This window comes from Leptospira weilii (assembly GCF_006874765.1).
In the GTDB taxonomy this organism is placed as follows: Bacteria; Spirochaetota; Leptospiria; order Leptospirales; family Leptospiraceae; genus Leptospira; species Leptospira weilii.
Genome location: NZ_CP040841.1, coordinates 292,501 through 300,000, shown reverse-complemented (window position 1 = coordinate 300,000; position 7,500 = coordinate 292,501). Strand labels below are relative to the sequence as shown.

At 42.7% G+C, this 7,500-nt stretch carries 7 protein-coding genes (2 of these 7 cut by a window edge); 1 reads left to right on the top strand and 6 read right to left on the bottom strand.

Features of this window, described 5'->3' with window-relative positions; translation table 11 throughout:
• Together FHG67_RS20935 and FHG67_RS20930 are read right to left on the bottom strand one after the other, a co-directional pair.
• A protein-coding gene (locus FHG67_RS20935; RefSeq protein WP_020782588.1) for a TetR/AcrR family transcriptional regulator crosses the window boundary here: on the bottom strand, window positions 1-365 show its 5' portion. The gene continues 340 nt to the left of window position 1, outside the view; the window shows 365 of its 705 coding nt (coding positions 1-365); it begins with the start codon at window positions 363-365; its stop codon lies beyond the left edge, outside the window.
• A gap of 226 nt (window positions 366-591) precedes the next feature.
• Complete coding sequence (locus FHG67_RS20930) at window positions 592-1,185, bottom strand: lytic transglycosylase domain-containing protein (protein ID WP_004497357.1); 594 nt, start codon at window positions 1,183-1,185, stop codon at window positions 592-594.
• A 102-nt stretch (window positions 1,186-1,287) separates the two neighbouring features.
• On the opposite strand from FHG67_RS20930, the gene FHG67_RS20925 reads away from it, so the two are divergent.
• Window positions 1,288-3,603: an ATP-binding protein gene (locus FHG67_RS20925; RefSeq protein WP_002627699.1), complete on the top strand. Its 2,316-nt coding sequence runs from the start codon at window positions 1,288-1,290 to the stop codon at window positions 3,601-3,603.
• 70 nt (window positions 3,604-3,673) lie between these two features.
• Here FHG67_RS20925 and FHG67_RS20920 read toward each other — a convergent pair whose 3' ends face one another.
• The 4 genes in view from FHG67_RS20920 to alr are tightly spaced (at most 53 nt apart) and all read right to left on the bottom strand, a layout consistent with a single transcriptional unit that may run on beyond the window.
• Window positions 3,674-4,474, bottom strand: coding sequence for a hypothetical protein (locus FHG67_RS20920; protein WP_004500669.1), 801 nt, complete (start codon window positions 4,472-4,474; stop codon window positions 3,674-3,676).
• Window positions 4,471-5,382: a hypothetical protein gene (locus FHG67_RS20915; RefSeq protein WP_142499947.1), complete on the bottom strand. Its 912-nt coding sequence runs from the start codon at window positions 5,380-5,382 to the stop codon at window positions 4,471-4,473. The genes FHG67_RS20920 and FHG67_RS20915 overlap by 4 nt, the downstream gene beginning before the upstream one ends.
• A 19-nt stretch (window positions 5,383-5,401) precedes the next feature.
• Complete coding sequence (locus tag FHG67_RS20910; RefSeq protein ID WP_004497270.1) at window positions 5,402-6,544, bottom strand: 1-acyl-sn-glycerol-3-phosphate acyltransferase; 1,143 nt, start codon at window positions 6,542-6,544, stop codon at window positions 5,402-5,404.
• 53 nt (window positions 6,545-6,597) lie between these two features.
• A protein-coding gene (gene alr / locus FHG67_RS20905; RefSeq protein WP_142499946.1) for an alanine racemase crosses the window boundary here: on the bottom strand, window positions 6,598-7,500 show its 3' portion. The gene runs 237 nt beyond the window's last position; the window shows 903 of its 1,140 coding nt (coding positions 238-1,140); the start codon falls outside the window, past its right edge — the gene reads right to left on this strand; the stop codon is at window positions 6,598-6,600.

Genomic DNA, 7,500 nt, shown 5'->3' with positions numbered 1-7,500 from the left:
CATTTGCCCGATATCAAGTGGCGAATGCTCGCTTCAAGGTCTTGGTAGTTTTTCGAAGTTTTGTAGACGCGGGAGGAAAGACAGTTTTCCTGTTTGATCTCTTCGCTTCGAGTCAGAATGGCTTCCAGAAGACCTTTTTTATTTCCGAAATATCTGAAGATCAATGCCTCGTTTGCGTTTGCGAGTTTGGCTATGTCTTTTGTATTGGCGGCGTCATAACCTTTCTTTGCGAAAACTTGAATGGCTGCCAAAAGAATAGACGTTTCTGTCGCGGCACGATTTCTTTTACGAATCGTTACTTCAGAGACAAAATTGTCCTTCATTTGAGTATGCGGATTATTTGACTTTGATCGGCTCGATTTCATTTCGATCCCAATGAAAGTCGAGATGAAACCGAGTGTCACTCACTATTTCAAAAGAGATGTTTCTCTTAACTTGACCGACGGCAATGGAAAATAACGCGCAAAGCCGCCGTCCCGCTTGGCTACGTTGTGCCCTCTTTTTGCAATAAATCGAAAATCGATTCCATAAAAGCGCAAATATTCGCTTTCTATTGTTTTCGGGTAATTGATAAAGGATCGGATTAGAAGATCATTCGGAAAAATCTCTGTAGAATTTTTTAACTTTCTCGACGTAATTTCTTGTTTCCTTGTAAGGAGGAATACCACCGTAATGATCTACGGCTTTTGGGCCTGCGTTGTAAGCCGCGAGAGCGTGATCTAAATTTTTATATTTGTTCAGAAGATCGCTTAGGAATTTCGTTCCTCCCGCAACGTTTTCCGCCGGATCGGAAGGGTCGTCGACTCCCAGCAGGTTGGCCGTGGACGGCATGAGTTGCATGAGACCGATCGCACCTTTCGGAGAAATTGCGTCGGTTTTAAAGCCGGATTCGGCTTTGATAACACTTTGAACGAGAGAAGGGTCTAGATGATTTTTTTCGGATTCTTTACGGATAATTTCGGCCAGAGTAGGTTCGATGCCTTCCCAATTGCCGCGGGAATCTCTTCTCCAAGGTTCGATTTTTGGAGCCGAAGCGGATTTTTCGCCTTCTGTCTTCAAAATAGAATCGAACGACTCCTGCCGGTTTTGAACCGGGCTTTCTTTCACGAACCGGTTTTGTAGACTTTCGATATCTCGAATTCGGTTTAAAATCCTTTGTACGGTAGGAAGTTCTTCGATCCTCATATTATGTCTCTCGGAAAGTTCTCCTGAAAAGACGATCTTTTTTTACCTTTTGGGAAATTTTCACAAGGGGGTTCTTGATCAATCTATACTGTTTGTGAGATATTGTCTTCTGTGATCGAAATTGCCATCACATCCAGAATTTCTGCGTTCCCGATTTTATACGCTAAGTCTCGGGGCTTTTTCGAAAAAGAGGGAATTCAGGTACAAATTCGAGTCTTGGAAAACTACGACGCGATTCTTGCGTTCCTAAGTTCCGGAAAGATAGAAGCCGGGGAAATACCGTTTACGACTTGGTTGGATTTGCATTTAAAAAAGGCCGTACCGAACAAGTCTATTTTTCGGGGAATGATTCTTTCGAGAATGATCCACTCGTTTTATTCCAGATACAATTCCAGTATGGATTCGATTCTGGAAGGGACCCCGTATCTGATACCGGTCCTACAGAATACGTCCATCGATAAGTTATTGGCCCAAGAATTCATGAGGTCCAGTCGCTTTCGTAAAAAAATTTCCTATACCTTTGTGTATTCCAGATCCTATCTTTTGGAATATGAATTTGCGCAAACCACAACTCTCGGACTTGTCGGTTCGGTTCAAGAATCTCACTTTTTAAATAACGGATTTAGAATTTCGGAAGGGCGGGATTTGCCTCCGTATCGTCTTCCGGTCAATATGCTCGCGTTTAATGGCAGATTTGCAAAGACCTATCCGGATCGAGTCAATAAACTTCAGAGCGCTTTATTCCGCGCGATTCAATCGTTGATCGAAAATACGAGCGATACTACGGAGCATGTGATTCAGGAAAACGTTCCGGAGTTCAAGATAGAACCGGAACAACTGCATTACTTTTACAAACAGCCTTCGCAGGATTTGCAGGAGATTCTTTCTCCGGTTGCCGCTCTGGAGGAATTGGAATACTTAGGAAGAATCTACTGGAGATCCATAAAACATCTAACCGACCCTCCGCCGGTTCTTTTGGAAGCCCTCGACTTGGCCGCTCAGGATCCGATTCCGATTTATCCCGCCGCTTTAAAAACCAAAAAAACCCTTCTAATGGAAGAACAGTTTAACCGCGAGGATGAATCCAATCGCCTATTGGAAATGACGGGGGACCGAAGAGAACTCGGGGATTTGGTTTCCGACGTTCACAATCTCGTTTTGAACATCTATAATTCCAAAAAAGGCGTACGATTGCCGGTATTGCCTCTCAAAGGGACCGCGTCCGCGATCAGAACCGGTATCAACTCCATATTGGATTTTTTATTTCAAGAAATCCGTACTCAAGAGATTAAAGCATTAGCAATCGATAATGTTCTAATGATGCAGGGGCTCGAGATGGATAAGAGAAATATGGAGCTCCAGTTTTCGGACGATCGATTCAACTATCTATTTGAGTTTTCCCCAATCCCGGTCATTTTGTTAGATTCTGTGTCGGGTGCGTTGATCGCGGGAAATTATAATTTTCGGAGTCTTACCGGTTATAGTAAGGATAACATCCATAATTTGAGATTGGAGGATTTGTTTCCCGGCTTGGAGGAGATGGGCGATTGGTCCTCTCCGACAAAATCTCCGGAGACGATGCTTCGTGTGGATCAAGCGAAGATGAAGTTGAGAGACAAGTCCGAAATGGATGTTTCTCTCAGTATCACTGCGTTGTTCGAAAGGGCGAGAAAGATCTATCAGGTTCATATCCTGTATGATTCTGAAAAAAAAGAAACGGAACAGGCCAAGCACGAATTCATTTCGAATATCAGTCACGAGCTGCGTTCTCCTATGACGAACATTCAGGGTTACTTTGAACTTCTGAGGGCGGAAATCAATACTTTCTTGTCCAAGGATCAAAGTGGGATGTTGGATGTAATTGAAAAGAATATAAAACGTCTTAATCATCTCATTGAAAATCTTTTAAAGTTCGAGGAAGTTCAGGGAGAAGACAATTCCGGTCTTGTCGAAAACTTCGATCCGGCTCTGGTAATCGAGGAGGTAGTTTATTCGAACGAACCTTCTGCAAAAGAGAAAGGATTGAGTGTGGAGCTTAGTCTGATCAAAAAGTTGAAAGTTCGCGGGATTCGTTTCGAATTCTCTCAGGTGATAACGAACCTTTTCGTAAATGCGATCAAGTATACGGAAAAGGGAAAAATCGAGATGACGATGAACGAGCCTGGCGGAGGGAAGATAGAAATCAACATCAAGGACACGGGAGTCGGGATCGATCCGAAGTATGTCGAAAAGGTATTCGAACGATTTTTCAGAGTTCCGAATGATCGCAACAAAAGAGTCGGAGGCACTGGGTTAGGACTTCCGATTTCCAGAACCATTCTCCACAAAATGAACGGGGAAATTAACCTTGAATCCAGAGTGGGAGGAGGAAGTAACTTTAAAATTTCTCTCCCGTTACAACCATCGGATTCCAAATGAGCAAAAAAAGTAATAGATTCAATATTTTGAGATACAACACGCCGACTTTTTACGTTTCAAAGGGAAAAATCTAAATTCTTTTTATTCTGGATTTCGATTTTTGTTTGGTGGGGGTTTGCTTTTTCGATTTAGTCTTTTGAAACGTTTTCTTTCGGATGGTTTGTCGTTTTTTCTCGGAGGCAAGTCTCGGAAGTTTCATCCCGGAAATAGTATATGCAAGTTCGATCAGTTCTTCTATGCCGAGAACTTCTATGATATGAATATTTTTCTTAAAACCCAAGGTCCTTAAAAAAACCAAGAGATTTTGAACTCCGAAAGCTTCGATTAGTTTTGGAATGTCTCCGATGCCTCTTTTACGAATCCAGATTCCGGATTGTTCCGGGGTCAGCTCCCGAACGATCGGAATCAATTGAATAGGGGGAATTTTCAAGGAAAGTTCTATGAAGTTTTGAATTCCCACTTCGTTTAACAATGCGATGGATTTTTGAGTTCCGATATTTTTTAGAAGTTCTGCGGCTGATTCCTTACCGGTTTTAAGAGACATTTCTGCGATGTCCGCGGCCGGGATCGACGTGGATAAAAGGATAAGATCGTCCATTGGAATGGTATTTGCAAAATACGTAATGTTCTGAGGCGGGACCGTGGAAAGAAGAGCTACCAAGGTTTCTTCCGGAATGCGGTTTAAGAATTCGACGATTGTTTTTTCGTCCAAGTTCTGACTGATGTATAGGAGCGTTTTATGATCCACTTTTTCGGAGAGGGAATATAACTTCTCGTAACCGAGCGAACGAAACAACTGGAAAGATTTTCCAGTGCCTAGTTTATCCAGATATTCTAAAGCTTTTCCGATCTGGTTGATCACTTTCTTCATGCAAGCATATCCTCCAGAAGTCCGGCTACGAGCTCAGTCAGTGGTTTTTGTTTGTGAATAGAGAGAATGTTTTCAGCGGTCGTTTTGGAAACGGAATCCCTGAAACGAATATATTCCCTGTCGGAATAACCTAGAAATTCTTTCAAAGTTTCTCCTCTGTATTCGTTTAAAATCGCGTCTCTGAGATTCTCGTAAAATTTTTCCGTACTCTTTTCGAGAAGTGGGTCATTGGAGATCGCTTTCCGTAATTTTTCAAAATGTTTTCTTAAATCTGCGGATTCCAAACGACCCAGATCGGAAAAACCGGTTTGGAGAAAAATTTTCAACGTGTTGGAAATGAGAATTTTACCGGTTTCGCTTTCGGAAGAATTATGCAACATTTCCGCAATTTTTTCCGTAAAACTGGGCAGTAAGGCTGTAAGAAATCCGGAGATTTGTTTTTCAAAACCCGCCGCTTGAAACACACCCGCAAGAGGATTGAGCCTTTTATTAAATTCCACTAATATCTTTTCAAGACCTAAGGAGAACATCTCCTGGATCGGCGATTGACCGAGGATCTTCATCAGAAAGAATTTGGACGGAGCGGCTACGGTTCCAGCGGCGAATTCCAAAATCGCCTCCTGCGTTTCCTGGCTCATCGCTTCGGATACCGAGTTGAAAGGAAGAACCGTTCGGATGTCGACCCCTTGCAGAATGATTTTCACTTTATCTTCCGGAATTCGAAGTTCAGCAACGGGCTCCAAAGAAAAGGAAATTTTTTCCGGCATCAATTCTTTGAGAGTGGAATCGAAGAAGGTGTCCAAAACTCGATTGATACTTTTCTGAATTTTCTCGGGATTTTCGGCCCAGGCTTTTGCCGCGGATCGGTATTCTTTTTTCGGAAGAAATAGACGTTTCCAAAATCCCATTTCGATTCGTGTTCCTCGATTAAGTTAAAGAAAGAAAAATCTTGTCCAATTCCGGTTTATGGTAGGTGAGTTGATTCGCGTGGTACAAGAATTCGTTTTTCTTTCTAAGGTTTCTCATATCTCCGTCCCTATAAAGAAGTTTTTCGGTTACGAGTATTTCTCCGTTCCCATCGAGTTTTAGAAGTTTATTTTCCAGACCTTTGTTTAGGATATGTTGGAAGGTTTCTTCCAAATGAGAGTTGAACAACTTTCCGGAAACATAGATTTTTTTCCCTTTCTTTTTTATCTCGTTTGCAAAGTTTTGCAGACGTCTGAAGAGTGTTTCCTTACCGACCGCAGTCTCGGTTCCCAGTCGCATTAAAATCATCGAAAGAAGATTTCCGGATGTCGCTACGTAATTCTTGCCTAACGTTTCTTTCACGGTGTTTGTTACTTCGTCGCTGCTTGCGTTTTCGGAAATGTCGAAAGTTTCCCCGTAAGCGATATGAAGCTGGGTCTTTTTTGCGGAAATATAATCGTACGTAAGGGTGAAAGAAATAAAATGAACGTCTTTGATCTTCGTGCGGATGAAGTAAACGCCTCTCTTGATTTGATTCAGATAACCGTCTTGATTGAATGTTCCTTCCGGAAATAGAAACAGGTTTCTTCCGGAAGTCACTTTCTCGACTAAAACGTTCCATTCCTGATCGACCATGTTTCTCAGTTCTCCGCTTTTTAAGAGTTCTCTTGCGTTATCGCGGAACGGACGTTTGACGGGAAAACATCCGATGTATCTTAATAATGCCGGTATCAGGTTTGTTTTGTCTATCAGTCCGAAGATGAGTTTTAAAGTTCCTTTAGGCCGAAATTCTTTGACTAAAAAATTCTTTTTTAAGATATCTTCTCTTGCGGGGATCGCAAACTTAATTTTGGGTTGAATCGCTCTGTAAATTACGGCGAGTGCGGGAACGTCTCCTTCCTCTACGTGATTTCCTATAATGACGGTGGGATAATACGCATTTAAGACCCGGTCGCGATTGTTTTCCGAAAAATATTCGTCGATGGAATCAAATAAGATTCCTCTGGTTTTATATACGAGGCCGATCAGTCGATCGTAGGTTTTTGTGGAATAAACGATTTGAGTTGTATTTGGATCTTTGGAAATGGCGGAGGTCTCTTGCATGCGGCCCTTGGGATTCTTTTCGAATACAGGTTACGCTAAGAAACGAAGAGTTTCTAGTCTACTACAATCCTACAGATGGATTCGCTGATTCTCGTCGTGATCTCGTAGTTGATCGTATGAGTTCGATCCGCGATGTCGTCCGCGGTGATTAATTCTTCTCCGTCTTGGCCAATGACCGTGACTACGCTTCCTACATCCGCTCCGGGGATATGTGTAACGTCCAACATCGTCATATTCATACAGATTCGACCGATGATCCTCGCTCTTTTGCCGAGAACCAACATGTCTCCGTTGCTCGAAAGTTTTCGATCGAGTCCTTCGTAATAACCGATCGGAACGATCGCCACTTTTGTGGGATACGAGGTTTGAAAGCTGGAGCCGTAACCGATGTAACTGTCGGCGGGATGATTTTGGATGTGAACGATACGGGTCTTCCAGGAAAGGATCGGACTCAGTTGAAAATTTTTATTTCCGTTGAGGTTTAGGGAAAGTCTGGTTTGTATGCTCGGCCAGAGCCCGTATAAGGAAATTCCCACTCTTACCATTTCGTAATGGGCGTGGGAGAACAGCATCGCGGAAGCGGAGGCGCACATATGTCGGATTAAATTTTTGTAACCGAAGGACTCCGCGAGTAAAACCGCTTTCTCGAACTTTTGAATCTGCATTAGGGAATACTTATGTTCTAAAACGTCTTCCGTGCTTGCAAAATGAGTGCAGATCCCGTCGAGAGTAATATCTGCTTTTTTCAATTCTCCTAATGTATGCCTTAGGGTTTCTCCGTGGTTTCCTAATCTTCCCATTCCCGTATCGATCTTGAGATGGAGTTTTGGAGCGGGATTCAATGAGGAAAGAATTCGAGCCGTTTCCGGTCTTGAGAATATGATCCAGAAATTGGGATCGGATAGAACTTCTCTCCGTTTTTCCGGGTTTTGAATTTCTCCCATGATTAGGATTGG